This window comes from Flavobacterium sp. RSP46, assembly GCF_003984825.1.
Lineage (GTDB): Bacteria > Bacteroidota > Bacteroidia > Flavobacteriales > Flavobacteriaceae > Flavobacterium.
Map to the genome: position 1 here is coordinate 876308 of NZ_RYDM01000001.1, position 25213 is coordinate 901520.

Below are 25213 nucleotides of genomic sequence, written 5' to 3' on the forward strand. Positions count from 1 at the left end.
CGAATGATTCCACTATTCGAAAAAGAAAACACGTAAATCAAAAAAATATACATTCAAATATGAATTCAAAATATAGTAAAGAAAATGCGAACGATGTAGTGCATCATTTGGAATACAATGCAGAGCGATCGCATTTGATTATTCCGGAGTACGGACGTCATTTGCAAAAATTAATTGATCAGGCAACTAAAATTGAAGATGATGTAGAACGCAATAAAGCGGCAAAATACATTATTCAGGTCATGGGCAGCTTGAATCCGCATTTGCGTGATGTTCCTGATTTTCAGCACAAATTATGGGATCAAATTTTCATAATGTCTGATTTTAAACTAGTGGCGGATTCGCCCTACCCAACTCCATCTCGCGAAGTCTTGCAGCTTAAACCGGATGTGTTGAGTTATCCTCAGAATTTTCCCAAATACAGGTATTATGGCAACAACATAAAATACATGATTGATGTGGCCAATAAATGGGAAGATGGCGATATGAAAAGTGCCTTGGTGAAAGTAATTGCCAATCACATGAAAAAATCATATTTGAGTTGGAACAAAGACACAGTAAAAGATGATGTCATTTTTGAACATTTATTTGAACTCTCCGATGGCAAGTTGAATTTGATTCAAAGTTCAGAGGAATTATTAAATACCACTGATTTATTACGAACCAATAAGCGGGTTTCGAATAAAATATTGCCGGTAGGACAACCCAAAATTCTTAGCAATAAGAATACAAAAACAGGAAAACCAAATCCGATTCACAAGAACCAAAATAGGAAACCTTTGTAAGTCAGTTATAAATTGGAGTTATAAGTTTTGAATTTTGTTCTATTACTTTTAGCTCGTAACTTTTTAACTCATAACTAATAATTTATAACTCATAACTGTAAAAAATGGGAATTTTCAAAATAGAAGGTGGCATCAGTCTAAAAGGAGAAATCACGCCACAAGGGGCAAAAAATGAAGCGTTGCAAATTTTATGTGCCGTTCTTTTAACACCTGAAAAAGTAATTATCAATAATATTCCTGATATTATTGACATCAATAAACTAATTACGCTTCTAGGAAATTTAGGAGTAAAAATTCAAAAAAATGGATCAGGCTCGTATACTTTTCAAGCTGATGAAGTGAATATAGAGTATCTGGAAACCGAAGCATTCAAGAAAGAAGGCGGTTCTTTAAGAGGTTCTATCATGATTGTTGGGCCACTTTTGGCACGATTTGGAAAAGGATATATCCCAAAACCAGGTGGTGATAAAATAGGCCGTCGAAGATTGGATACGCATTTTGAAGGATTCATCAATCTGGGCGCTAAATTTCGTTACAACAGAGAAGATCATTTTTATGGCGTTGAAGCACCAAAAGGATTAAAAGGGGCCGATATGTTATTAGACGAAGCCTCCGTAACCGGAACCGCAAATATTGTTATGGCTGCCGTTTTGGCCAAAGGAAAAACAACAGTGTATAATGCAGCTTGTGAACCTTACTTGCAACAATTGTGTAAGATGTTGAACTCTATGGGAGCTAAAATAACTGGAGTTGGGTCTAACTTATTGACTATTGAAGGAGTTGAAAGTTTAGGTGGTTGCGAGCATAGAATTCTTCCAGATATGATTGAAATTGGGAGCTGGATTGGCCTGGCTGCAATGACAAAATCAGAGATTACAATAAAAAATGTCAGCTGGGACAACCTTGGTGTTATTCCTACTACCTTTAGAAAACTTGGAATTACGCTGGAACGTCGTGGCGATGATATATACATTCCTGCTCACGTAGATGGATATGAAGTAAAAACAGATATTGACGGTTCTATTTTGACAATTGCTGATGCACCTTGGCCTGGATTTACTCCGGATTTATTGAGTATTGTGCTTGTAGTTGCCACTCAGGCAAGAGGTGATGTTTTGATTCATCAAAAAATGTTTGAAAGCAGATTGTTCTTTGTGGATAAACTGATTGATATGGGAGCAAAAATTATGTTGTGCGATCCGCATAGAGCAGTTGTGATGGGACATGATTTCAAATCGCAGCTCAAAGCCACCACAATGTCATCACCGGATATTCGTGCGGGAATTTCATTATTGATTGCTGCGCTTTCCGCAAAAGGAACGAGTACAATTCAAAACATTGAACAAATCGACAGAGGATACGAACGTATTGACGAACGATTGAGGGCTATTGGTGCAAATATTGTACGTGCATAAATAACATAAATCATAAAAATTTTCGTTTAAGTAAGCCAGAAAGAATTTAAATCTAAAATTCAATTCGGTTTACTTAAACGATTTTACTTTTATTTCATCTTTAAACAAAGCGCATGTCAAGCGAACAAACAGCGATCAAGGCGACTTATTTTAGCATTATAGGGAATACTTGCCTGGCTATTATTAAAGGGTTGGCCGGTTTTTTCGGAAATTCGTATGCACTAATTGCAGACGCAATTGAATCAACGACTGATATTTTTGCTTCTTTTTTGGTGTTGTTCGGAATTAAATATTCCAACAGGCCAGCGGATAAAAATCATCCGTACGGACATGGTAGAGCAGAACCTTTGATTACTTTTCTGGTGGTAGGTTTTTTGATTACTTCGGCCACAATTATTGCCTATGAAAGTATTGTAAATATTGGAACGCCACATCAATTACCAAAACCATGGACATTACTCGTTCTGGCTGCAATTATTATTTGGAAAGAATATTCGTTTCGACTGGTGATGAAAAGAAGCATTCAAACCAATAGTTCCTCACTACGAGCTGATGCTTGGCACCATCGAAGTGATGCCATAACTTCTGTGGCGGCATTTGTTGGAATTTCGATTGCCTTGATTTTAGGGGATGGTTACGAATCTGCGGATGATTGGGCTGCACTTTTTGCTTCGGGATTCATACTTTATAACAGTTACCTTATTTTTAGACCCGCTTTGGGCGAAATAATGGACGAACATTTATACGACGATTTAATAGCTCAAATCCGAATGGTTTCCATTCAGGTTGACGGAATTATCGATACCGAGAAATGTTTTATTCGAAAAGCCGGCATGCAATATCATGTAGATTTGCATGCTACTGTCGATTCAAATATTACCGTGAAAGAAGGACACGATCTGGCTCATAAACTAAAGGATACTTTGCTAGAGGAAATTCCGGAATTGGGACAGGTGTTGATTCATGTGGAACCAAATGATTAATATTGTGGTGTATGATAAAACTAAAAAAGGCACCAAAACTATTTTCGAGTGCCTTTTTTTAATTCGTTATGTTTTTGTCACATCGAGCGCAGTCGAGATGCCGTTATATTTTCCGACTGTACTGCAACTGACAAATAGATTCTTTTTTTATTCCAATATATTCAAAAATTTGAGCCCAAATACTACTCCGTCTCCTTGAAATCCATTTTGGTACGAACGAACATAATCGATACGGAGCATTTTAAATTTACCAAAACCTAAATTGTCTAACCCAACTGTAATTTGAGTATAAGGTTTGTTGTTTGGCGTAGACAGCGCGTGAGCACCCAGTGTCAAAGTTGATTTTAGTTTGTTCAATAAAGGTATTTTATTCATGATATAGCCTTTGTCGTTGTATTCCGTATGCACTTCAAAATAGCTGTCGTTCGTACTGTTAGAGTAATACGGCAGTAAGTTAAATACATTCAAATAGCGCGCTGACTGCCCAATGTGGGTTTGATTGCCATTAAAATGCTTGTAATCTATAAAAGCAATGTTATCTGCATTCAGAAACTTCCCCGCTTTTAGATTCAACCCTAAAACACCTTTATTTTTCAATGTCAAATCATACGTTAATCGGCTATTGAAATGGTCAAACTCATACTTCTTTTCATTAGCCGCAATTGCTTTTTCATAGCCTAAATAAAGAGTTGGATATTTTTCATTTCGGATGTTAAATTTTCCATCGGGACGGGAGGAATATTTGTTTCCAAAATTGATTTTTGCAAGTAAATTAATTTTCGTCAAATGGTGTTTTTCAAAACCGGGAGTGGTGAAATCATTTGGTACCAACGGATTATTCGAAGTGTATAATTCGTCCTTGTTAAAAAAAGAAAAATCCGTATTGTTGAATACTGGTTTGCGTTGCTGGTATTCTATCTTTCCATTGAGATTCACGCCATTTGCAACATCTTGGCTGTAGCCAATTGCCGCTGATTCCAGATTATACAACTTCATAAAATTGTTCTTGAATGCTAGGGAACTGATTGTGTTTATTACTTTACTGATGGGTTCATTCGGATTAAATTGCTTTACAGAACTGCCTCCTGTCATATATAAAGTGGCATAATTCTGATTGTTGAACCGGTGGATAAATTGTCCGGTGACACGCAAACGATCTTCGGCAAAACCGTAATTGAGTTTTGTACTTATGGAAGTGTAGATTCCTTTACTTTCCTGATTTTTCCAGTTGGTGTATTTAAATCCTGAGTCAAAATTATATCCTTGCACCGTATTGAAACTCAATGAACCAAGATTTAATAATCCTTCATAACTAAAACTGTGTTTTTTGCTACTGTTTTTATAGGTGTAGCCGCTCAGTAGCTTCAAGATTTTGAACTTGTTCTCTTTTGTGTCTACTGAATCCAGGTATTTTTCGGAATTTCGGACCTTGTAAATGCTGTCTTTTCTAAAATAATCCATGCTTTCTTCATTTGTTAACGGAATGGGTCTGTTGGTAGTCCAGAATAAGCTGTCTTTTTTATTGGCATTTATTTCGATTCTCGTAATTTCATTTGTAAATGTTTTGGGTGCAAAAGCATTTATGAATTCATAATTGCTATACACGTAATTGTATTTTCCGGTAAATTTTATCCCAAAAGCACCTGCTGTGATTTCGAGACTTTGGGTATTTTTGGCCCAGATTTTATTGCTGTTGTTGTAACTGAAATTTTGTTTTAAGGTCATCACATCCAGAAATTCTTCTTTTATTCGGTAGCCTTTTATATCCAGATCAACGGCGTAAATCGCCCAGGAGTCTTCCACTATATAAATGTACCCTTCAAAAACGGGTTCACTGTCGCGCTTTGCAATCACTTTTATTTTGTTGATCATGTTTGTATTCTCGTCAAAAAAAGTGCTTTCTAAGGTGTAATTATAGTAGTTGAACGCGTTGTTCGCTATTGGAGAAATCATTTGGACACTAAAATCGATGGTGTTGTCATAAAAATCGTAGAATGAAGATGTAGCCGTATTGTAGCTGTAGCCATTGTCTCTGCCACTTACTTTTGAGGCAGTAACTACTTCTTTTAAGTTATTGGGTTTCTCAAATGCTATTTTTGAAAACGTTTCAGATAAGGAAATGATTCCGGTTCCGGTAGAATCCAGTGCGCCATCAAGATCACCAATTTTTTGGCCTAATATTTTTTTTGGGGCATTTTTTAGTTTAAAAATACCGCGGGAATAAAAGTTAGCGTTGAATCGATTTGTTTTTTTGGTGTTTTGTTTTCTGCTGGCAATGGCACTTTTTATTATCGCTAAAGCCGGATTGTTTTTTTTGTTGATGATTACTTCGTTCAGCGAGAAACTTTCTTCGATCATTTTGATGTGCAACGAATAAGGGAGTTTGTCTGTTTGTATAACTACTTTCTGGGTTTTAAAACCTAAAAATTGAAAGACAACTGTTTGTTTTTCCTTTTTCTTTAAGTTGAATTCATAGTTTCCTTGCTCGTTTGAAGTGGTTCCATTATAGGTGTCCTCCTGAAAAATAGTCACAAAAGGCAAGGGATTTCCTTTTTCGTCCGAAACGGTTCCTTTAATTTGTGCAGTACTGACAAATGAAACTAATAAAAGCAGTAGAAAGTAGTATTTTTTCATGAAAGTTTTTTCTTTCACAAAAATAGAAGAAGTTACAAAAGAGCGTATTAATTATTTGTTAAAGATTTATCTAATGGCTTATTTTATTTTGATACTACAAAAATGACTGAATCGCCAGCTCATAACTCTTTAAACCAAAACCCAGAATAACACCTTTGGTATTTCCAGAAATATAGGATTGATGTCTAAAACTTTCACGGGAAAACGTATTCGAAATATGAACTTCAACCACTGGAGTGGTAACGGCTTTTACAGCATCGCCAATTCCTATAGAAGTATGTGTATACGCTCCGGCATTTAGGATTATGCCATCAAATGAAAAACCAAATTCCTGAATTTTATCAATTAATTCCCCTTCAATGTTACTTTGGAAATAAGTAAATGCTATTGCTGGGTATTTAATTTGTAAAGTAGTGAAATATTCTTCAAAAGTTTGATTTCCGTAAACTGAAGGCTCGCGTTGACCCAGAAGATTGAGGTTCGGTCCATTGATGATACTAATTTTCATAAGTAGTTGCTATTTGTTTTTTATTTGAATATCGAATTCCCATGTGGCTTATCTGGTTTTCATTACATTTCCGATACGCTCATTTTATAATTCCTGCTTCTGTAAAAATAAAAAAACCGTTCCACTTTATAGAACGGTTTTAATAAATTTAATTTTTTATTTTTTTAGAATGTAAATCCTGCTGAAATTTGAAGAACAGAGTTCTTAACTTCTGCTTGTTTTGAAGCTTCAGTTAATCCTAACACATAACGACCTTGAAGGAAAATGTGTTTAGTTACATTTAGAGTTAAACCACCGGCTACTCCAAATTCAAAAGTTTCTGCATTTTTTACATCAAATTCATTTCTTTCACTCAATAGGAATGAAGCTTGTGGTCCAAGATCTAAACTTACTGTTTTGTTGAAATGAAATTTAGCCATAACAGGAATAGATAAATACCCTAATTCATTTTTGAACTCATCGACAGCATTTTTATACGTTGCTCCCTGAGTGGAATACAATAATTCGGGTTGTATCGAAAAACCATCTGTCAATTTAAGTTCAGCTACTAAACCCCCATGATAACTGGTAATCGCATCAGTGTTGTAATTATTACTGTTTACTGTGATATCAGTTCCTGATTGATTGGCGTAATTTAAACCCCCTTTAAACCCAAACTTGATCAATTGTGCTTGCATGTCTACTGACGCGGCAAGAAGAACTACTGCAACTAGAATTATTTTTTTCATAATTTTTTTTTAAATTAATTTAATGAGAGCATGTATTACAAACTGTTTTGTTTGATTATTATTGTTGTCTTTTCTCTAATCAAAAATTAGTCCACATTTTGTTAATAGGAATAATAGTTATTTTTTTTAATTATTATTCTTGGTTAGTTTGGATTAAAATGTTACAATTGAGTGCGTTGTGTATTTGTAAATTTATAATTATATTTTTTATGTGAAGAAAAATACTGTGAATTTTAAAAGTTATTTTTTTCATAAAAATCGTACAAAATATTTAGCATTATCTACTTTCGTTCCAATAAAAACAAATCAATATGAAAAAAATTATGCTGTCCGGTATTGCCTTTTTTGCTTTTTTAGTTGCTCAAGCTCAAGAAAATGAATTGCAAATGCAAGGAAATCAAGGTTCTAACGGAAAATGATTGATTGAAGCAAATACAGGTTTTGGGCAAAATGTAGGCAATACTTCTTTGTACTTTAAAACATCTGATGGTGTTACCGCCTATAATATAGGGCTTGAAGGGGGTTATTTTATTAAAGATAACTTAGCAATTAAAGTGGGATTAGGCTATGGCGACGATGGTGTCAGTACTCTCACGGACCCAATTGCGTATAAATTAGGATTGAAGTATTATTTTAAAAGTAAAATTCCGGTCGAGATTTCCTATAATGGTGTAGGCTTTGGCGATACAGATGCAAATCCTGCCTACATTGGTTTTCAAGCAGGATGCGCTTTTTTTCTTGGCAAAAATGTAAGTATGGAACCAGGTATTCGCTACAATAATGCGGTTAACAAATCGTTTTATGATTCAAATTTTCAATTTAATATGGGTTTTGCATTGCATTTCTAAAGTTTGCATAGTTACATTCAAAAGCCTCTCAATTTGGAAGGTTTTTTAATGAATAAAAGTGTTACTTTGTGTTTATGAATTGGACTGCTTACATAAAAAGGTATCAATCGTACTTAAAAATTGAGCGCGGTTTGTCTCACAACACAATAGAAAATTATTCGTTTGATGTACAACGATTGTGTCTTTTTTTGACTGAAAATAAAATGGAAGTTTCACCAATTCAAATTGATGAAGAAGTACTTCAACAGTTTATTTACAGTGTTTCAAAAGAAGTGAATCCCCGATCACAAGCCCGAATTATCTCGGGTCTTAAAAGTTTTTTTGGTTATTTAATGTTTGAGGACTATCGAACAGATAATCCATTAGAACTTATAGAAACACCCAAAACGGGCAGGAAACTTCCAGATATTTTATCTGTTGATGAGATCGATACTCTTATTGCAGCCATTGATTTGACCTCTAATGAAGGGGAACGCAATCGCGCTATGATGGAAACCCTTTATGGTTGCGGGCTTCGTGTTTCGGAATTAGTGGCATTAAAAATGTCCGACTTGTTTTTTGAAGAGGGTTTTATAAAAGTTACCGGAAAAGGAAACAAACAGCGCTTTGTACCTGTAGGGGATTATACTCAAAAATTCATCATTATCTACAGGGATACAAAACGAAATCAACTGAATATAAAAAAAGGTTTTGAAGACACCTTGTTTTTAAATAGAAGGGGAAGCCAATTGACAAGAGCCATGATTTTTACGATAATCAAAAATTTGGCGTCAGTCATAGCGTTGCACAAAACAATTAGTCCACATACCCTGAGGCATTCTTTTGCCACACACCTTTTAGAAAATGGGGCTGATTTGCGTGCAATACAATTGATGCTTGGTCATGAATCAATCACCACAACGGAAATATACGTACATCTTGACAGAACATTTCTTACTCAGGTTCTTAATACTTTTCACCCAAGAAAGTAATATTTTTATTAGTTTAACCTGTTGAGTGTAATTAGTTTTTGATGGAAATTTTCGTCAGTTCGAGTGATCCCGCTTTTAGGCGGGATTATATCGAGAACTAAAAAATTAGTATTAATAACGGTTCTCGATACACGTCACTTCGAGTGCGAAGCGTATCGAGAAGTTTTGTTGCGTTTTACTTTACAAAAAACACTCGAACTGACGTTTTGAACAATTGTACCCAACGGGTTAGTTTAGTTGAAATTTTATAAAATTGATACTTTTTTTATGTTTGAATAAAAATAAAATCTAAATTATAATCGCATTTAAATGATATAAAAAGTAATTATGGTTTTTGATGTTCCCTAAAACGAAAATTACCAAGAGATAAATAATTTTTAAAAACCGTATTTTCAGTGCAAAAAAAAACTTCTCCGTATGGAGAAGTTTTTTTGTTTCTTATAATGGGAATAAATTATTTAGCAATATTCACAGCTCTTGTTTCCCGAATTACGGTTACTTTAACTTGGCCCGGATAGGTCATTTCTGTTTGAATTTTTTGTGAAATATCAAAAGATAAGGTAGCCGCATTTTCATCCGAAACCTTTTCGCTCTCTACGATAACCCGAAGTTCTCTACCAGCTTGAATGGCATAAGCATTTTTCACACCGCTGAAGCCGTACGCTACTTCCTCAAGATCTTTTAGACGTTGTATATAAGAATCCAAGACTTGTCTTCTTGCTCCTGGTCTTGCACCTGAAATAGCATCACAAACCTGAATGATCGGGGATAGTAATGATTTCATCTCTATCTCGTCGTGGTGAGCACCAATGGCGTTACAAACCTCTTCTTTTTCACCGTATTTCTCAGCCCATTGCATTCCTAATAAAGCGTGTGGTAAATCACTTTCAGCATCTGGAACTTTACCAATATCGTGCAATAAACCAGCTCTTTTAGCCAGTTTTACGTTTAAGCCAAGTTCAGCTGCCATGATTCCACATAGTTTAGAAACTTCCCGGGAGTGTTGCAATAAATTTTGTCCGTAAGAAGAACGGTATTTCATGCGTCCTACTACTTTAATCAATTCAGGGTGTAATCCGTGAATTCCTAAGTCTATAACGGTACGTTTACCCACTTCTATAATTTCATCGTCAATTTGTTTGGCAGTTTTTGCTACTACTTCTTCAATACGAGCGGGGTGAATTCTTCCGTCAGTCACTAATTTATGTAGTGCCAAACGTGCAATTTCTCTTCGAACCGGATCAAAACAGGAAAGGATAATCGCCTCCGGGGTGTCATCTACAATGATTTCTACTCCTGTAGCTGCTTCCAGTGCACGGATATTTCTACCTTCACGGCCTATGATTCGTCCTTTTACATCATCAGATTCAATGTTGAATACTGAAACGCAATTTTCTACTGCTTCTTCGGTTCCAACTCTTTGAATGGTGTTGATGATTATTTTCTTAGCCTCTTGTTGTGCTGTAAGTTTCGCCTCTTCAATCGTGTCTTGTATGTGAGACATTGCTTTGCTTTTAGCCTCGGCTTTAAGTCCTTCAATCAATTGATTTTTTGCTTCCTCTGCGGATAAGCCGGAGATTACTTCCAATTGTTGCAATTGACTCTTATGAAGTTTGTCCACTTCAGCCTGTCTTTTGTCTAAAACGTCTATTTTAGAGTTGTATTCTACCGTTTTTGCTTCAAAATCATCATTTACTTTTTTAGCTTTTGATAATTCATTTGAAATTTGAGATTCTTTGTCCCGAACTCTTTTTTCTATTTCAGCGACTTTTTTATCACGAGAAAGGATCACTTGCTCATGTTCGGATTTTAATTCAATAAATTTTTCTTTCGCTTGAAGAATTTTATCCTTCTTTATATTTTCAGCTTCAAGATTGGCATCTTTAAGAATCGATGCGGCTTCTTTTTTTGAATTCTTAATCAAGTTAGAGATATTGCTTTTTTCTATCATTTTTGCGATGGCAAAACCGCCTGCAATACCTATAATTCCCGTAATAATAATCGTTAATATGTTGTCCATGTTTGTTAAAATTTATAAATAAAAAAGCCTACATTAGTTGTGTTGAATAAACTCGGAAAGACAAGTTTTGAGCTAACTCACTGTTCAAGTTTCCTCGCCGGGGCGTGGCATGCTTTAGTAGTGATGATTTGCTCATTCTAAATTGTTAGTGTTGAGTTTACCAAATGTGAACTAATGTAGGCAGTATCTTAGTTTTTGTAAAGAACGTTTATTTGTCGAGATATTGATCTAAAACCGCATTGATTTTTTTAATTCTTTCAATGGTTTCTTCTCCATCAATTGCATTATCAATTTGTTTTTGTTCCGTTTGTGAGGCAAATTGCAGGGCACACATTGCTAAAACATCCTGCTTATCACGAACGGCATAGTTTTCTTCAAATTGCTTTATCATTTTATCAATTTTTTTTGAAGCACTTCTCAGTCCTTCTTCCTGTGAAAGATCAACCGTTAACGGGTAGACTCTGTCTGCAATTGATATTTTAATTTTAAGCTTTTCGTCCATATCTTTTATTAGTCTGATAGCTGGGCTATACAATAATCAATTTCGCGAATTAATGAATTTATTTTAAACTTGGTATCTCTTTTATTATCGTCACTGCCTAGTAATGCATTCGCTACTTTGAGTGTTTCATACTGCGTTTTTAAGGCCTCAATCTGTTGTGATTGAGTTAGTATTATAGATGCAGTTTTTGTTAATTCGTTTCTTAAATCTTGATTGTTTTGTTCCAAACTTTTCATTTTTATGAAAAGTTTTTCAACTTTATTTTCAAGAGTATCAATAATTTCTGCAATTGCACTCATTATATATTCTAATTCATTACATAATCATACAAAGTTAGTATTCCTTTTTAATTTTGCAATATTTTATTATTTTTTTTGCATTTATTTAGTTAAATAACAGTTAAACAATTGATTAGGAACTGTTTTTTTTTAGAACTGTTTTTGCATACTTTTTTTTTACCTTAGCAAAAATGTAAACAATGAAATTTTCTCTTTATTTAGTATTTTTTTGCAACTTTGTTTTTGCGCAAGCGGAGTATCCCAAAGATTATTTTAGGTCTCCATTAGACATCCCGATGCAATTGTCAGGGAATTTTGGAGAATTACGACCCAACCATTTTCATGCAGGATTTGATTTAAGAACCCAGCAAAAGGAGGGTTTCAAGGTGTATGCAGTAGCCGATGGGTATGTGTCCAGAATAAAAATTTCTACTTTTGGTAATGGAAAAACAATTTATATTAATCATCCTAATGGTTTTACATCCGTTTATGGGCATTTAAAAATGGCCAATGGTGCCATTGAAAGCTACATCAAAAACAGCCATTATAAAGAGGAATCATTTGAAATTGAAATGTTTTTTAAACCCGATGAAATGCAGGTTAAAAACGGGGATGTTATCGCTTTTTCTGGTAATACAGGATCTTCTCAAGGTCCTCATCTGCATTTTGAATTTCGAGATTCCAAAACGGAGTTCATAATCAATCCCATGCTTTTTGGCTACGATACATATTTAAAAGACACTAAAAAACCAATTGTTTCAGCCGTTTACGTGTACCCTTTAGATTCAAAAACAACAGTTAACCATTCCAAACGACCAATAGCCCTCAATGTTTCGTTACAAAAAGATGGGACATACCTGTCTGATAAAGTAACCGCAAATGGCGTGATTGGTTTTGGTATTTCCGCTTCTGATAGTGATGATGTCTCGTTTAATGTTAACGGAGTGTACAAGGTGCACTCCTTTTATAATGGGAAACCAAATTTCGGGTATGAATTCAATACCTATTCCTTTGATGAGATGCGTTACATTAATGCTTTGATTGATTATCCCAGATATAAAAAAACGCAACAACGGGTTCAGAAACTTTTTATGAAAACTCCGTATAATTTGAGCATTATTCAAGCCGATGAAAATAAAGGTGTGTTGCAAATAACGCCAAATTTAGCTTCGTTGTATCGCATTGAAGTGTCGGATTTCTTTGGAAACAAAAAAATAATAGCGATTCCTATTCAATATGATTTATTGCCAACGGTTATAAGCCCGGAACCTGCGGTGTCAAATTATTTTGTGAACGCTAACGTAGATAGCAATTTTGCTTTAGAGAACATGTCAGTTTTCTTTCCTGCGGGAACATTTTACGATGATTTTAATATGAATTTTGATGTAAAAAACGACATTTTATGGTTGCATGATGATACCGTTCCTGCCCATAGTAATTTTACTGTTTCTATTGAAGACACAAAAGCTACGGAACTGCAAAGAGAGAAAATGTTTATTGGCAGAATCGACGGAAAAGCTACAAATTACAATCCAACATATAGAAAAGACAACGTATTTAGCACCAAAGTCAAAATTTTGGGCAAATATGCTTTGGTTTCTGATACCGTTGCTCCTAAAATCACCATGAATGCACCTGTAGAAGGAAAATGGATCAGTACACAAAAAAGGATTCAGCTTTCTATATCCGATGATTTGTCAGGCATCAAATCATACAATGGGTATTTGAACGGAAAATGGGTATTGTTTGAATATGATAATAAAATCAGAAAAATTACTCATTATTTTAGTGATGGGATTGTTGCTGAAGGCGCCAATGATTTAAAAGTGGTAGTGACGGATAATGTAGGAAATTCAACTACCTTTGAAACGCATTTTTTTAGAAGTCAAAAATAATAAAAGCCAAACCATTTGAGCACGAATCGATTATTACCTGTATTCTTTTTTTTTCTTCTGAGCCTTACTGCAGTAGCCCAAACGGCTAGGATCAAAGGGGTGATTTTGGATGAAAACAACCAGCCTGTGGCAAGCGTAAATGTTTCGTATTCCGGTAGTGGAACAAGCTCCAATCAAAATGGATTTTATGCGCTAAAAGTTCCTGCGAATAAACAAATTACGCTTGTTTTTACACATGTTTCGCTAAAAAAAATAACGGTGACTTTTGTATTGGAACCAAAGGAGGAAAGAGAGTTCAACCCTGTAATGACGAATCGGAAGGAGCAAATGGGAGAAGTTATTGTAACAACAAATAACAGAAAACAGATCCAGGGAATTACTACAATTGAGCCAGAAATGATCCGAAAAATTCCTGGGGCTAACGCGGGTGTCGAGAATATTTTGAAAACATTGCCGGGAGTAAACTCAAATAACGAATTGAGTACGCAATACGCCGTACGCGGTGGTAATTACGATGAGAATTTAGTTTATGTGAATGAAATTGAAGTCTATCGTCCGTTTCTAATTCGGTCGGGGCAACAAGAAGGGTTGAGCTTTACTAATACGGATTTAGTGCAAAATGTTGATTTTTCAGCGGGTGGTTTTCAAGCGAAGTTTGGAGATAAATTATCCTCGGTTTTAGATATTACGTATCGAAAACCGATTAAATTTGGCGCAAGCCTTGAAGCGAGTCTTCTTGGCGGAAGCCTTTCTGTAGATGTGGTTTCCAAGGATAAAAAATGGTCTGCGGTTACGGGAGTCCGCTATCGCAACAACAGTCTTCTGGTGAATAGCCAGGAAACACAAACAAATTTCACGCCTTCCTTTGCAGACATTCAAGCCAATATAAATTATAATGCTTCGGCGAAATGGCAATGGAGTTTTTTAGGTAATATTTCCCAAAACAAATACCAGTATCAACCATTAACCAGACAAACTAATTTCGGAACTATAGATAATCCAATGCGTCTTTCTGTTTTCTATGAAGGACAGGAAAAGGATCAGTACGACACGTATTTTGGCGCGGTGAAAACAACCTTTAACGTTTCGGATAATTTTACGTTGAAATTTATTGGTTCTGTTTTTCATACTTTAGAACAAGAATATTTTGATATTTTTGCCCAATATCGCTTAGGCGAAGTGGATTCCAGTATTGGTTCTGAAACCTATGGCGAAGTCGCTTTTACAAGAGGAATTGGCTCCCAGCTCAATCATGCCAGAAATGACTTAGATGCACTGATTGTTAATACGGAAATAAAAGGATTTCAGGATTGGAAAGAAAGCCAATTTGAATGGGGAATAAAGTATACACGAGAATCCATCCGGGATCGAATTATAGAGTGGGAGGTAATCGATTCAGCCGGTTTCTCGTTGAATCCACCTGTTATTGATTTGCCTAAAAACGACCAGCCCTACTCGCCTTACACAGGACCGTTAGTGCCCTACCAAGACATTCGTGCGACTAATTTTAATTCGATCAATAGATTTTCAGGCTATGGCCAATGGAGTTTGAAAAGTACTATTGGCAGGAGTGAAGTTTGGTATAATGCCGGAGTCCGGATGCATCAATGGGAAGTATCAGGTGCTACTATAATTGGTAAATCCCAAATAACGATTAGTCCCAGAGCACAATTTGCCATAAAGCCGGATTGGCAGCTCGATATGATCTTTAGACTTTCCGGAGGTTTATACCATCAACCTCCGTTTTACAGGGAACTGAGAAATGCAGATGCACTGGTGCAGCCCAATACCAAGGCGCAACAATCCATTCATTTTGTGATTGGGAATGATTTTAGTTTCACGATGTGGAATCGCCCTTTCAAACTAATATCTGAGTTGTATTACAAATCACTGTCGCATGTAAATACCTATACGATTGACAATGTGCGCATTAGGTATGCCGCTAATAATAATGCTACAGCGTACGCGCAAGGAGTAGACATTCGGTTAAACGGGGAATTTGTTCCCGGAACCGAATCATGGTTTAGTTTTGGGTATTTGAAAACAGAGGAAAATAGCAATAACCAGGGTTTTATCGCAAGACCAACAGACCAGAGATTAAAATTTGGTCTGTTGTTTCAGGATTATATGCCCAATATTCCAAGTATTAAATTGTATTTGAATTTAGTGTATAATACGGGACTGCCGGGAGGTTCGCCGTCTTATGCAGATCCTTATGCATACCAAAACCGATTGAATGATTACCGCCGTGTGGATGTAGGTTTTTCTAAAGTTTTTATAGATAACACAACAGTAAAAAAGAATACGGGTTGGTTTAAAGATTTTAAAGAGTTGGCGGTAGGATTGGAAATTTTTAATCTTTTTGACAATCAAAATGCCATTACGAATACTTGGGTTCGCGATGTATATTCTAAAAATCAGTATGCAATTCCTAATTATATGACTACCAGAGTTTTTAATGTGAAATTGAGTGCTAAATTATAGTAGTATGCGATATGTCGTATTTTAGATAAAAGTAGGGCTCTATTTTAATTAGATAAATCGACAACGGAATACGATTGTCATTTTTTAAAAATGATTATATTTGAATTTTAAAGCACAGCATCATGAAAAAAATACAGATCACTCTTATAGGAATAGCCGTTCTGCTTTTGACCAGTTGTAAAGAAGAGGTTGAAAAACCTAAAGTAACTTACGATGGAACGAGCAAAGCAAAGGTAATTGCCCGAGTGGATTCTACTCAAATACAAATTGCTGACTTACCATTGCAAATGGAAGGGACGGATTATTTGATTCATCCTGTGGCCGATTTAAGTATCCGTGAAAGAGGAACTAAAGCGCGATATGGATCTTCGAGTGTAAATGATTTAAGTTTTACGATTTCTAATTATGGTGAATTTGAAATCACCGGTTTTTTGCAAAATTTAAAATTTCAAAAAGTAGATTCGGATTCCATCAGGAAATTGACAGACAAACCTGTTTTGATTCAAACAGCGACGTATTTGAAGTCCGTTGCTGACAAAACCAATAACCAGATTATGGTCTATACGATGGTCGATGTGGATACTAATAAAGATGGAAAACTAGATACAAGCGATATTAAGGCCTTGTATTTAAGTGAAATTAGCGGCAAGAAGTTCACAAAGATGTCACCCGATTTTCAGGAATTGATCGATTGGAAATTGATCGGTTCCAAAAATCGTTTGTATTTTAGGACCGTTGAAGACACTAATAAAAATGGTGAATTTGATAAAAAAGATGTCGTGAATTATTACTATATCGATTTGTCCAATAAAGAGTGGAAAATAATTGGGTATGAGCCCGTTTAGAAGCACTGATTTTAGATCAAAATATCACTTTCCAAGTCTGATTTTTCAATGGTAAAATTAAATCCCAGTTGTTTCACTAACTGAATGACCAGGTTTTTATACCAGTTTTCGGATTTGGGATGGATGTATATTTTTTCAATTAACTGATTGATGTCTACATTGATTTTTAAACCATCATTAATTTTTATATCGCTTTCTCCAATGTCCGTGATGATGCGCACTTCACCTTCATATTGAAAACTTTTTCGCTTGAACAAAAAAGGAAAAAATAGATCATCAAACGGGATGTGTTCTTTTTTGTAATCAATATAATTTACTTCCCCAATGTATTGATTAAAATTTGTTTCCGGACCAAGTGCTTGCTGTAAACGCCCAATCGTAGATTGAATGGCTAAACCTTCACTGTTTTGCGTGAAAATTTGCCACATAGCAAATGATTCATATTCGTTGATGTGCCAGCTGCTAATCGCTACTTTTTCCCGATGTGTTTTATAGTAGTTTAAAAAGTCAGGATTGTCAATAGAAAGTTTTTTTATTTCCTCAAAAGTAGGCTCGCTAAAAGTGCCTTCGTATTGATCTTCAAATTTATCGGATCGGGACATAAATAGCTTTTGTGACAACAACAAGTCCAGAAACTTAGACAAATCGAGGTATTTCCAAACAACAGTATTGGGGTCCTCGGGAAGATTTATGTTTGGATTATTAATGTACATTTTTAATTTAAAGATTTAAAAATCTGTCAAAATCATGTTTTTACTGTCGCAAATTCATTTCATCAGCGTATCATAAGACGCAAGTGTTATTCGAATGACTGCATCGTCACTAATTTATGATAGGTTCCATCAAGAGTAATTAATTCGTCATGTGTTCCTTGTTCTACTATTTTTCCTTTTTGCATCACCACAATTTTATCCGCTTTTTGAATGGTTGATAGTCGGTGCGCAATCACAATCGAAGTTCGGTTTTGCATCATGTTCTCCAAAGCGACTTGAACGAATTTTTCGCTTTCGGTATCCAATGCTGATGTGGCCTCATCCAGAATCATAATTGGTGGATTTTTCAAAACGGCTCTGGCAATCGATAAACGTTGTTTTTGACCTCCGGAAAGTTTGTTTCCGCTGTCGCCAATGTTCGTGTGAATCCCTAACGGTAAATCTTTTACAAATTCATAGGCATTGGCAATTTTCAACGCTTCGATAATTTCCTCATCGGTTGCGTCTAATTTTCCCAGGGCAACATTGGCTTTGATCGTATCATTAAACAAGATGCTGTCCTGCGTAACCAAGCCCATCAAGCCCCGAAGCGATTTTAAACTAAAATCTTTTATGTTAACTCCATCAATGGTGATTTCGCCTTCACTGGTGTCATAAAAACGGGTGAGCAAATTGGCAATGGTACTTTTTCCGCTCCCAGATTGCCCAACAAGAGCCACCGTTTGACCCTTTTTTACTTCAAGAGTAAAGTCTTTCAACACATTCTCTTTTTCGTATTTAAAGTTAATGTTTTTGATTGTGATATTGGAATCGAAAGTGTTTTTTTCGATTGCATTTTCTTTTGAAGTGATTTCGTTTTCGACTTCTAAAACTTCAAAAACTCGTTCTGCAGCGGCTAAACCATTTTTCACGGCATACGATGCTTTCGAAATGGCTTTGGCAGGAGTAAGAATGTTGAAGGCCAGCGTAAGAAAAACAATAAAAGCGGCACCTTCAAGGGTTTTGTCAATTAAGACTAAGTTTCCACCATACCATAGCAAGGCAGCAATAGTCGTAATTCCTAAAAATTCGCTCAATGGCGTTGCCAAATTATTTTTGTCGCCTATACTATTGGATAAATTCAATAATCGGGTTACCGAATCGTTGAATCGGTTTTTAAAATTAGGTTCGGCATTATAGCTTTTAATCACTTTTAAACCACCTAGGCTTTCATCAACTATTGAAATCAGAAAACCACTTTCTTTTTGTGCCTGTAAAGATTGTGCTCTCAAGTTTTTAGCGATTTTTGAAATGATAAATCCCGAAATCGGAATAAAGATCAAAACGAAAAACGTTAGTTCAACGCTTATGAAAAACATGGTGACTATTGCAAAGACTATAGTCAAAGGTTCTTTTACGATAAGTTCCAGTATTGAGAAAAAAGAGTTTTGAACCTCATTGACATCGCCCAGCATTCGCGCCATAATGTCTCCTTTTCTTTTTTCGGAATAATAGGATATGGGCAATTCAACTATTTTATCATACATTGATTTTCGTAAATCGCGTAATACACCATTTTTAAGGTGCATGATGTGATGCGAAGCGAGGTAATTGAATAAATTTTTGAATAAAAAAGTGACAATGACTAATGAAACGACTAATAAAAGCGCAAACTGAGCGCTATTGTCTTTTGTTAATTCGGTTATTTTAAAATACAAAAGATCAGTCCCGTAGTCTTTTATATTCCCTATTCCGGTATATATTGGCTCTTTTTCTACTGTTTTGACTTTGCCAAAAAGCACCTGAAGTACTGGAAGCAGCGTCAACATTGAAATGGTACTAAATAAAGCATACAAAATATTGTACACCACATTCCAGATAATATGTGTTTTGTATGGTTTTGTAAAGGGAATTAATTTGATTAAATTTTTGTCCATTAGTTCAATTGCATTGCAATAATAATATTTTTAATTTTCTCGTTCAATACGGTTTCTACTTCCTGAAAATCTTCTACTGAATATAGTTCAGCATTTACACTGATGTAGAATTTTATTTTTGGTTCCGTACCGCTTGGTCTGGCACAAATTTTAGACCCGTCTTCCGTGTAATAAATCAACACGTTCGATTTTGGAATGGTCATTGTAGACTCGGATCCGTCCAAAAGGTTTTTAGCGATTGATGATTGGTAATCTTCCAGCATAATCACGCGTTGTCCGTTGATCTCTTTCAGTGGGTTCTCCCTCATGTCAACCATCATCTGATTGATTTCCTGTAAACCATCCATTCCTTTTTTAGTCAACGAGACCAAGTGTTCTTTATAAAATCCGTTATCAACATAGAGTGTTAATAATTCTTTGTACACCGTACTTCCTTTGGCTTTAGCCTGAGCTGCAAGTTCGCAAATCAATAACGTTGCTGCAACAGCATCTTTATCCCGTACCGCATCGCCCACCATATAGCCAAAACTTTCTTCACCACCACCTATGAATTCCAATTCAGGAAAGTCTTTAATCATTTTGGCAATCCATTTAAAACCAGTCAAACCCACTTTGCATTCTACATCGTAGTTTGTCGCTAATTCCATCATCATAGGTGTGGAAACGATCGTAGAGCCCACAAATTGTTTGCCGTTAATTTTACCTGCTTTTTTCCATTGTTCCAATAAAAATGCAGTCATCAAAATCATAGTTTGATTGCCGTTTAGCAACGTCATTTTGCCTTCATTGTCTCTAACAGCAACTCCCAAACGATCACAATCAGGATCCGTCCCAATAACAATATCCGCATTTACTTTATCGGCAAGTGCTAACGCCATGGTCAAGGCTTCCGGTTCCTCCGGATTTGGCGATTTCACAGTAGGGAAATCACCATTGGGTACTCGTTGTTCTTCCACGATATTCACATTTGGATACCCCGCTTGCGCCAAAGTATCAGGAACTAGTTTTATAGAGGTTCCGTGCAAGGAAGTAAATACAATATTCAGCTTTTCTTTGGCTACAGCCGAAGTTCCAAAACTAGCATTTTCGATCGTCGATTGGATAAAAGCCGTATCAATTTCTGTATCTATATAATGAATCAAATCTTCATTGGCAGTAAACTTGATCTGATTGTAATTTAAATTTTCAATGACAGTAATAATTCCTTCATCTTCCGGTGGCACAATTTGTCCACCATCTTGCCAGTACACTTTGTATCCGTTATATTCCGGCGGATTGTGTGATGCCGTAAGCACAATGCCACACTGGCACCCCAAATGTTTCACCGCAAAGGACAATTCTGGTGTAGGTCTCATCTCCGAGAACAAGTACACTTCAATCCCATTGGCACTAAAAACATTCGCAACTAACTTAGCCAACGTATCGCTATTGTGACGGCAATCATAAGCAATAACCGCTTTCAAAGGCTGGTTTGGAAAGACAGTGTGCATATAATCAGAAAGACCTTGCGTGCTTTTCCCAAGCGTATATTTATTGATCCGATTGTTTCCTACGCCCATGACACCGCGCATTCCGCCGGTTCCAAATTCCAGGTTTTTATAAAAACTTTCCTCCAGCTCTTTTGGTGATGTAGTCATCAATTCAGTAATTGCTTCCTGAGTCGCAGCATCAAATGTTGGCGTAAGCCATTCATTTACGGCGTCTAAAATGTGTCGTTTAATTTCCATTTTTATAAATTTTTCGGAGCTTTTTCCTGCTATTCATTTCAATCTTTTTTTCGGTAAAAACCTCAAAAAAGGATTTCCATTGCTATCAGGGCTAGTACTCGTTTTTTCAAAAATTATTTTTTGTACCCAATTCTATTTCGTTCAGAATCCTTTTGAGCCGTATTACCTTTATTTACCAAATAATTTAATGCGTTGTAAATATCCAGACTCGAGTCTGAAAGACGAACAGGCGAAAGCAAATTGATTTTCTATTGCTTTTTTTAGACAATCAAGAGCATTGCGATCCCTTGTTCTGTAAAGCAAAAGGCAAAGCAACACTAATATTGCTTTTTTAGGGTATCACAGCTTGTGATACCCATTAGTTTGTCTCAGTTGCGGTCAGCATAAACATGAAATTTTTGGGGAATCGAGAGCGGTTTCTTCGTACGACTTGCTATAAAATGCGTGTTTCAACATTGTTTAACAAGGCTAAACCAAAATCAAGCATCACGTTGAATTCTCTTATCTCCACTATTTTTTTGTGTATAATTTTTAATTCTATAGCTTCTAAATGTTTGAGGTCACAATTTGGGACCTTAAAAAAAATAATTATACAAAAAGATTGATCTCGTTAATTCAGTTCTTTCGAAATTTTATAGCGTTCCTCATTGTTTTTTGTTCGCAAAATAATTTCGCCCAGAAAGCCAGCTAAAAACAATTGTGTTCCCAAAACCATTGTCGTTAGCGCAATATAAAACCAAGGATTATTCGTTACCAGGCTATAGCGCATGTCATTGTACATGTGGTATAATTTGGAAACACCAATATATCCGGCAAGCATAAACCCAATGATAAACATCAACGATCCCATGGCGCCAAATAAATGCATCGGTCTTTTTCCAAAACGAGAAAGAAACCAAATGGTAATTAAATCCAGGAAACCATTGATGAAACGTTCCATTCCAAATTTTGTTTGTCCGTATTTTCTAGCTTGATGCTGTACCACTTTTTCACCAATTTTTCCAAAACCGGCATTTTTTGCCAAAACCGGAATGTAGCGGTGCATTTCACCCGAAACTTCGATATTTTTTACTACAACATTTTTATAAGCTTTCAATCCACAATTGAAATCATTCAATGCTACACCAGAGGTTTTTCTGGCAGCCCAATTGAATAATTTAGACGGAAGGTTTTTTGCCACTACGGAGTCGTAGCGTTTCTTTTTCCATCCGGAAACCAAATCATATTTGCCATTGGTGATCATATCGTACAAACCTGGAATTTCCTCCGGGCTATCTTGTAAATCGGCGTCCATAGTAATTATAACATCACCCTGCGCTTTTGCAAAACCAGCATGCAACGCTTGTGATTTTCCAAAATTTTTCATGAAACGAACTCCCTTTACATGAGGGTTCTCTTGGGCAAATCCTTCTATAAGTGTCCAGGAATTATCCGTGCTTCCATCATCCAGAAAAAGGATTTCATAAGAATAATTATGAGATTGCATCACTTTGATAATCCAGCGGTAGAGTTCATTAAGGGATTCCTCTTCATTAAGAAGCGGTATGAGTATAGATAAATTCATTACTTTTATTCTTGTGTAGTGTTACTTTTAAAGAATGCTGCCATGATTAATCCTAATATGGCACAAAAAAAGAGTACGAAAACAGATCCTTTTAATTGTTCAACGATCGAATACGGATCTGTTTCTCTTAATTTTGAAACGGTTTCATTCAATGAGGATGCCGGAACCCCAAACTGTTCAGACGTACTAATTAAATATTTTATGGTTAAGTCTAAAAGAGTCTCCTTTACGGAAGGATCAATAAAATTAAATAAAATGATTTTAAAAACAACAGAAATAAGAACGGCAACCACTGCTGATATAAAATAGGTAGTAAAGGCCTCTTTAAAAGAAAGAATGCCATTTAATTCCTTTTTTGTTTTTGACAGCATTATGATAGGAACGATTATAAAAACAGAGAAGCTTAAAAGGGTAGTCCACCATGCGATGAATAATTTGATATCTATAGCGTACATAACAGCAGTTATCAATGATAATAGTACTCCTGCAATTACACCGTAGGTTACACCGTTTTTTTTAATTATTTCGTTGATCATTATGTGTTGTTTTAGAATTAATCTACAAATATAGCAATTCCCAATATATTCGGGACTAAAAATCACTTTTTACGATTATATAAAAAAAGTGAGACAAAGATTTGTTTATTGGAAAAAAATTGTAAATTTGCAGACTCAAAATAATAGTGTAAAAACAAAAAGTTATAATACATTTATACCTTTTCTGTCAGAAGAAAAGCTTCAAAATGACTTATAGCCAAACAAATAAAAAAGAATAACAAGATGAAAAAAGGTGTACACCCAGAAAATTACAGATTAGTTGCTTTTAAAGACATGTCAAATGAAGATGTTTTTATCACTAAATCTACTGCAGATACAAGAGAAACGTTAACAGTTGACGGAGTTGAATATCCAGTTGTAAAAATGGAGATCTCCAGAACTTCTCACCCTTTTTACACCGGTAAATCTAAACTTATCGATACTGCAGGACGTATTGATAAATTTAAAACGAAATATGCTAAACACGCTAAATAATAAAAGCTTGTTTTTAATTATAGTAAAGCCTTCCTCCCGATACTTCGAGATGGAAGGCTTTTTTTATTTTTATCTATTTGAAAACTTTGTAACTTTGGCACTGCTTAAAAGTACGGACAAGTCACGACTTGTCCGTACGGATACATTTTAAAAAAAAATATATGAATTACATACTTTTTGACGGTCCCGCTCGAAACGCCTTACTGCCTTTTACGTTTACACGTCCTGTTGCGGATATTCTTATTGGGATTATGACCATTCGTCAAAAATGGGAAATGCATTTAGGCTCTACCACAACTACTTTGACGGAGGACTATTTGTCTGAAAAATTCCCTATGGTGGAACTAGAAGAAAATGTGATGATCAATGCTTCTTTTCTGCCCAATGCTATTTTGGTAGAAATGATTAGTAATCTGGAACCCAATCAGGCCATTTTTAGAGCAGATGAAGTGATTGCTTTTTACACCACTGAAGAACAAGAAGAAGTAGATTTTGATTCCTATGAAATTATAGAATTTCAGGACGATTGTTTGACGGTTCAAAATACATGGGATATTTTTTCGAAAAATGATGCCGCCATTCGGGAAGATTTCGAAATCTTAACCGAAGACCGCAGGTCACAGCCCATCCCAAAAAGTGTCAACGTCATCGCTCCCGAAAATATATTTATCGAGGAAGGCGCAAAGTTAGAGTTTGTTACTTTAAATGCTTCAACAGGTCCAATATATATAGGTAAGGATTCTGAAATTATGGAAGGTTCTGTCATCAGAGGTCCTTTTGCCTTGTGCGAAAACGCAACCGTAAAAATGGCTGCCAAAGTCTACGGAGCAACAACCGTAGGTCCGCATTCCAGAATTGGAGGCGAAGTTAATAATTCGGTATTGTTTGGGTATTCGAATAAAGGACATGATGGTTTTTTAGGGAATTCTGTTCTTGGCGAATGGTGTAATATTGGCGCGGATAGTAACAATTCAAACTTAAAAAATAATTATGAAGAAGTAAAATTATGGAGTTACGAAACCGAAGGTTTTGCTAAAACCGGACTTCAGTTTTGTGGATTGATGATGGGAGATCATAGTAAATGCGGAATTAATACGATGTTTAATACCGGAACGGTAGTAGGCGTAAGTGCTAATATTTTTGGCAGCGGCTTTCCACGCAATTTTGTACCGAGTTTTTCTTGGGGTGGGGCTTCCGGTTTTACGACCTATATTACCAAGAAAGCATTTGAAACAGCTCGACTGGTAATGAGTCGCCGAAACGTAGCTTTTGATGAAAGAGAAGCGGCTATTCTTGAACATGTTTTTGAAGAAACTAAAAAGTGGAGGAAGGAATAATTACTTTCGCTAAGCTGTCAGAATTATTT

21 protein-coding genes are annotated in these 25213 nt (G+C 35.7%); 10 read left to right on the plus strand and 11 right to left on the minus strand.

The genetic code is table 11. The features are described 5' to 3' along the window. Positions 1-59 precede the first annotated feature (59 nt). The 3 genes from EKM01_RS04005 to EKM01_RS04015 all read left to right on the plus strand — a co-directional run bounded on the left by EKM01_RS04005 (position 60) and on the right by EKM01_RS04015 (position 3183). Positions 60-785, plus strand: a complete 726-nt coding sequence (locus tag EKM01_RS04005) for a DUF4290 domain-containing protein (protein ID WP_126463173.1) — start codon at positions 60-62, stop codon at positions 783-785. A 104-nt stretch (positions 786-889) separates the two neighbouring features. Then, positions 890-2200, plus strand: a complete 1311-nt coding sequence (gene murA, locus EKM01_RS04010; protein ID WP_126463175.1) for a UDP-N-acetylglucosamine 1-carboxyvinyltransferase — start codon at positions 890-892, stop codon at positions 2198-2200. Between the two features lie 113 nt (positions 2201-2313). After that, the gene (locus tag EKM01_RS04015; protein ID WP_126555878.1) at positions 2314-3183 is read left to right on the plus strand and encodes a cation diffusion facilitator family transporter; all 870 of its coding nucleotides are present in this window, start codon (positions 2314-2316) and stop codon (positions 3181-3183) included. A gap of 147 nt (positions 3184-3330) precedes the next feature. On the opposite strand, the gene EKM01_RS04020 is transcribed toward EKM01_RS04015, so the two are convergent. From EKM01_RS04020 to EKM01_RS04030, 3 genes are all read right to left on the minus strand, one after another. Next, positions 3331-5817: a DUF5686 and carboxypeptidase regulatory-like domain-containing protein gene (locus EKM01_RS04020; protein ID WP_126766980.1), complete on the minus strand. Its 2487-nt coding sequence runs from the start codon at positions 5815-5817 to the stop codon at positions 3331-3333. Between the two features lie 94 nt (positions 5818-5911). After that, complete coding sequence (aroQ, locus tag EKM01_RS04025; protein WP_126555872.1) at positions 5912-6325, minus strand: type II 3-dehydroquinate dehydratase; 414 nt, start codon at positions 6323-6325, stop codon at positions 5912-5914. A 164-nt stretch (positions 6326-6489) separates the two neighbouring features. Next, entirely contained in the window at positions 6490-7053 is a 564-nt protein-coding gene (locus tag EKM01_RS04030) for a porin family protein (protein ID WP_126561673.1), read from the minus strand. A gap of 419 nt (positions 7054-7472) precedes the next feature. Between EKM01_RS04030 and EKM01_RS04035 the strand changes: the two genes are divergently transcribed. Beyond that, entirely contained in the window at positions 7473-7901 is a 429-nt protein-coding gene (locus EKM01_RS04035; RefSeq protein ID WP_233589289.1) for a porin family protein, read from the plus strand. 74 nt (positions 7902-7975) lie between these two features. Next, the gene (gene xerD, locus EKM01_RS04040) at positions 7976-8872 is read left to right on the plus strand and encodes a site-specific tyrosine recombinase XerD (RefSeq protein ID WP_126576658.1); all 897 of its coding nucleotides are present in this window, start codon (positions 7976-7978) and stop codon (positions 8870-8872) included. Between the two features lie 454 nt (positions 8873-9326). Here the strand turns inward: xerD and rny are convergent, their stop codons facing one another. From rny to EKM01_RS04055, 3 genes are all read right to left on the minus strand, one after another. After that, positions 9327-10892, minus strand: coding sequence for a ribonuclease Y (rny, locus tag EKM01_RS04045; RefSeq protein ID WP_126561677.1), 1566 nt, complete (start codon positions 10890-10892; stop codon positions 9327-9329). 208 nt (positions 10893-11100) lie between these two features. Beyond that, entirely contained in the window at positions 11101-11394 is a 294-nt protein-coding gene (locus EKM01_RS04050) for a cell division protein ZapA (protein ID WP_126463188.1), read from the minus strand. A gap of 8 nt (positions 11395-11402) precedes the next feature. Further along, positions 11403-11693, minus strand: coding sequence for a hypothetical protein (locus EKM01_RS04055; RefSeq protein WP_126463190.1), 291 nt, complete (start codon positions 11691-11693; stop codon positions 11403-11405). Between the two features lie 179 nt (positions 11694-11872). Here EKM01_RS04055 and EKM01_RS04060 point away from each other — a divergent pair, with 179 nt between their 5' ends. The 3 genes from EKM01_RS04060 (at position 11873) to EKM01_RS04070 (ending at position 16896) form a co-directional block, all read left to right on the plus strand. Beyond that, positions 11873-13567 carry a M23 family metallopeptidase gene (locus tag EKM01_RS04060; RefSeq protein WP_126555866.1) on the plus strand — a complete coding sequence of 565 codons (1695 nt, stop codon included), beginning with the start codon at positions 11873-11875 and terminating at the stop codon, positions 13565-13567. Between the two features lie 15 nt (positions 13568-13582). Further along, positions 13583-16051, plus strand: a complete 2469-nt coding sequence (locus EKM01_RS04065; RefSeq protein WP_233589290.1) for a carboxypeptidase-like regulatory domain-containing protein — start codon at positions 13583-13585, stop codon at positions 16049-16051. 122 nt (positions 16052-16173) lie between these two features. Beyond that, complete coding sequence (locus EKM01_RS04070; protein ID WP_126463194.1) at positions 16174-16896, plus strand: hypothetical protein; 723 nt, start codon at positions 16174-16176, stop codon at positions 16894-16896. 11 nt (positions 16897-16907) lie between these two features. Here EKM01_RS04070 and EKM01_RS04075 read toward each other — a convergent pair whose 3' ends face one another. The 5 genes from EKM01_RS04075 to EKM01_RS04095 form a co-directional block, all read right to left on the minus strand. Next, positions 16908-17609 (minus strand): hypothetical protein, encoded by a 702-nt coding sequence (locus EKM01_RS04075; protein WP_126555863.1) that lies wholly within the window; start codon positions 17607-17609, stop codon positions 16908-16910. A gap of 86 nt (positions 17610-17695) precedes the next feature. Continuing rightward, on the minus strand, positions 17696-19525 hold the full coding sequence (locus EKM01_RS04080; RefSeq protein ID WP_126568636.1) for an ABC transporter ATP-binding protein: 1830 nt from the start codon (positions 19523-19525) through the stop codon (positions 17696-17698). Next, complete coding sequence (locus EKM01_RS04085) at positions 19525-21252, minus strand: phospho-sugar mutase (RefSeq protein WP_126563306.1); 1728 nt, start codon at positions 21250-21252, stop codon at positions 19525-19527. The genes EKM01_RS04080 and EKM01_RS04085 overlap by 1 nt, the downstream gene beginning before the upstream one ends. A 610-nt stretch (positions 21253-21862) precedes the next feature. Further along, complete coding sequence (locus EKM01_RS04090; RefSeq protein WP_126463202.1) at positions 21863-22816, minus strand: glycosyltransferase family 2 protein; 954 nt, start codon at positions 22814-22816, stop codon at positions 21863-21865. 5 nt (positions 22817-22821) lie between these two features. Beyond that, a complete protein-coding gene (locus EKM01_RS04095) occupies positions 22822-23352 on the minus strand; it encodes a DUF4199 domain-containing protein (protein WP_126463204.1) in 531 nt (176 codons plus the stop codon). A 243-nt stretch (positions 23353-23595) separates the two neighbouring features. Here EKM01_RS04095 and EKM01_RS04100 point away from each other — a divergent pair, with 243 nt between their 5' ends. Both EKM01_RS04100 and EKM01_RS04105 read left to right on the plus strand, forming a co-directional pair. Further along, entirely contained in the window at positions 23596-23847 is a 252-nt protein-coding gene (locus tag EKM01_RS04100; RefSeq protein ID WP_126454388.1) for a type B 50S ribosomal protein L31, read from the plus strand. Between the two features lie 161 nt (positions 23848-24008). Next, positions 24009-25184, plus strand: coding sequence for a GlmU family protein (locus tag EKM01_RS04105; RefSeq protein ID WP_126454386.1), 1176 nt, complete (start codon positions 24009-24011; stop codon positions 25182-25184). Positions 25185-25213 lie beyond the last annotated feature (29 nt).